Raw genomic sequence first — 3,595 nt, forward strand, 5'->3', positions numbered from 1 at the left:
TTATCATTATCTCTTAAAATATCTGATAATCTTCCTAAAAATTCCATAGATTTATTAAAACCTAAAATCTTTTTTAGATTATAAGTTTCTTTAATGCTTAATAAAAAGCAATATCCATTTGAATACTCTTCCCTACTTTTAATTGATTCAAATTTATTTATAAAATATCTTCTATTAAATAGCTTAGTTCTTTCATCTTTATAAAGCAAATCATTATATTTATCTAGCGTTTCGCTCTCTTTATCAAATATATCTTTAACCTTACCTACCATTGAGTTCATCGCCATTACCATTTTTCTAACTTCTTGGGTAAATGGTAGTTTATTTTGTATTATAAACTCGTGTTCAAGTATAGCTTCTGCTTGTTTTCTAACCTTATTTAGTGGTGCTAAAATCGCTTTTAGTGAAAAATAAATTAAAATCATAGAAACTATAAAAATAATCACTAAATTAATAAACAATTCTTTAAGGGTTGTATAAAGTTGCTCGTAAGCAAATGCAGGGCTAATTTGCACATAAATAGTGCCTATTTTATTCCATTGTCTAATCTCAAAACTCTCAACAGGAGTGCTAATATTTACAAGTTTTACAAATAAATCACTAACTCCATAAAATACCTTTTCTTTACTTTTATCATAAACTATCTCATCATTTGCATCAGTGAATTTAATTTCTTGATAATATCCACTATCAAAAATAGCATTAATCATAAGCTCAACGCTATCTTTATCAACATTATCTAAAGTAGCAATTGATAATCCTAGCGAAGTTGCTGTATGCTTTGCATTTGCACTTAATTGCTCGTTTATAAAATCATTTGTAGTTTGATAGTTTTTAACACCAACAATAGCTATTATAATTAATATAAAAACTATAGCACCTAATAAAATTTGCTTAAATAAAGTCATAAATCACCCTTTTTTAAATTCTCTAAATAACTAGACCAATCTTTTGTATATTTTGAAGATTTTGCCGATAATTTACCGCTTGATGCTTGTTGTGCTAAAAATAAGTCTTTAGCATTAAACGATAACACAGGCTTTAAATCAACTCTTTTGTTTGCTCTTTTAATTGAATTTGTATTACTATCTAAAATAAAAGGAATATCGTTAGGTTTTTCATAATATGCTAAAACCATATGAGAAATCCATTTGCCATTTAAATTAGCATATACGTATGTAAAAAATAATTTTTCTTCACTAACTCCTAAATCAAGTAAAGTAAGATATTTTGCGATTACGAAATCTTCGCAATCTCCAAAACCCTTTCCAAGTGATTCAAATCTATTAGCCCAATAATCAGTCTTACCCCAAGTTATCATATCATCTTGCCATTTTATAATACTTGGGTCATTAAAAAATTCATTAACTTTTACTAATTTATTTGCATCATTTGTATTTTGTATATCTTGCATTAACTTATCTAGTTTTTCAAGTCTTTTAACACTAACTTGTCCGTAAGTCTTCTCCATTCTAACATAAGTTTGTGGTTTAATGAATGAAGAACTAGATAAACTAATACCGATAAAAAGAGTGAATAAAATCACTCTTTTAAAAATTCTACTATACATCAATTACTTAATATCAGAGATTGAGCAAGCTTTATTAATGTATTGTTTTGCATAACCATTAACAAAACCTTCAGAAATTACACCCATATTATCAAGCATTTTGTATTGGGTTAATAAAATATTGCTCTTTGTATTAATTAATTCTTTAGCAGCTGAAAAATATTCGCTTTGAGCATCTAATACATTGATTAAATCTCTTTTACCAATTTTAAATTCATCTTCATAAGTTAAAAGTGTAGATTTAGCATATTCAACATAATCATTTAAATAATTTAATTTATCATTACTAATTTTATATGAATTAAATGCGTATGAATTGCTTTCTTCTAATTCTCTTAAAGTAGCATTATAATCCATTTGACTTGCTAATGCTCCGATTTTACTTTTTTCAACATTTAGCTTATCTTGACCTTTATTAAATAGGTTGTATGAAAATCTTAAATAAGCACCTGCTGAAGTATCTTTAGTATCTGCTTGTAAATCTCTAAAGATTTTATCTTTTGCATAGTTTGCACTTAATTCTAAGTCTAATTTAGGTAAATAATTTCCTTTTTTAACCTTTGTTTCATATTCAAGCACATTGATATTTTCAGCTTGAATTCTCACACTTGGATTACATTTTTTACTAATTTCATTTAAGCCTTCAACTGAACTAGGAATTGCATAAGTAAATTCTGGCATTACAAGAGAATTAATATCTACATTTTTACCAAATAATCTTGTAAATCTTGATTCAGCATCTTTAAAATCGTTTTCTGCTGATAATAAGTTATTTTTAGCAAGTGCTAAACGGCTTCCTGCTTGTCTTTCTTCACTAGCTCTTGCAAAACCTGAACTTGTTCTATCTTTGATTAGAGCATAAATATCTTCGTGAGCTTTTACATTTTTTTGTGCTATTTCAAGTAATAGTTTAGTTTTTATCATATCTAAATATGCTTTAGTGCTATCATATACGATTTCATTTGAATTTTGAATTACTTTATAAGCTGTAGAATTTGTAATGTGGCTTTGTTGAGCCTTGCCATTCATATCTTTTCCACCATTAAATAAGTTTTCTGTTAAAACTATTGAAGCATCGTGAGTTGTGCCTGTTCCTTTTTGTTCAGGGTTTACATTAACTTTATGCTTTTTATTAACATATCCACCATTTGCATATACATTTAACATTGGATAATATTCAGCACTTGCTATATCTAAGTCTTTTAAAGATTTTAAATATTCTTGTTTATAAGTATTTACACTTGGGTTTGTATCAAGAACACTAGCAATCATTTTATTTAAAGTAATTGAATTAGCGTCTTCAACATTGTTAAATGCAGGAATATTTAAACCATTATCATTTTTTTCATCTAAACTATCTAACATACTTGAAACAGATGAATTATTATCTACAACAGCTGGTTCGCTAGTTAATTCGTCATTGTTTAAATTAGTATCTACTTCACTATCAACCTTAGAAAATTTAGGTTCATTTGGTTTTCTAGTCGTAAAATAAGCGTCTTTATAGATAGAATTTGAGCGAAGATAGTTTCTAATCTCTGTTACTTTTGATTTAGACATATCAGCAGTTTCAACAACTACGGTGTGATATGTGCTATTGTTTACACTTTGTGGGTCACTAGCTCTTGCTTTTACCACCAATTCATTAGCGTATTTGCTACTATTAACAACTTTTTCAATATTTGATTTTATTTTGTTTAATGTAGCATAATCGTCTTTTTTAAAGCTGGCTATGAATATATTATATTCAGCTGCGTGCAAGCAACTAGCCGCAATAATAGATGTGATTAATGTTTTTTTCATCATTGTTCCTTAAGTTTAAAAATAAATTAAAGGTATTACTTTAATTAATTAAACTTAATATTTCCATAGATTTTTTACTTTTTTTTATAAAAAATTTTAATCTTATATAATTTTTAAGTAATTATTAAAAAATTATTTTATTTTTATAAAATTTAAAAATATTATTAATGATAAAACATCAGCACTTCCACCAAAACTAATGCTTTTACTTGAGTATAAAAT

General features: G+C 26.5%; 3 protein-coding genes. All 3 read right to left on the reverse strand.

Features of this window, described 5'->3' with window-relative positions:
- A partial coding sequence (locus KJQ99_RS08875) for a LapD/MoxY N-terminal periplasmic domain-containing protein (RefSeq protein ID WP_214150588.1) occupies positions 1-908 on the reverse strand: 908 nt, incomplete at its 3' end.
- Positions 905-1,570 carry a transglutaminase-like cysteine peptidase gene (locus KJQ99_RS08880; protein ID WP_214120625.1) on the reverse strand — a complete coding sequence of 222 codons (666 nt, stop codon included), beginning with the start codon at positions 1,568-1,570 and terminating at the stop codon, positions 905-907. The genes KJQ99_RS08875 and KJQ99_RS08880, both read right to left, overlap by 4 nt.
- Before the next feature lie 3 nt (positions 1,571-1,573).
- A complete protein-coding gene (locus KJQ99_RS08885) occupies positions 1,574-3,373 on the reverse strand; it encodes a TolC family protein (RefSeq protein WP_214150589.1) in 1,800 nt (599 codons plus the stop codon).
- Positions 3,374-3,595: the final 222 nt, after the last annotated feature.

The sequence above is a fragment of the Campylobacter sp. 2018MI13 genome, from assembly GCF_018501135.1.
In the GTDB taxonomy this organism is placed as follows: Bacteria; Campylobacterota; Campylobacteria; order Campylobacterales; family Campylobacteraceae; genus Campylobacter_E.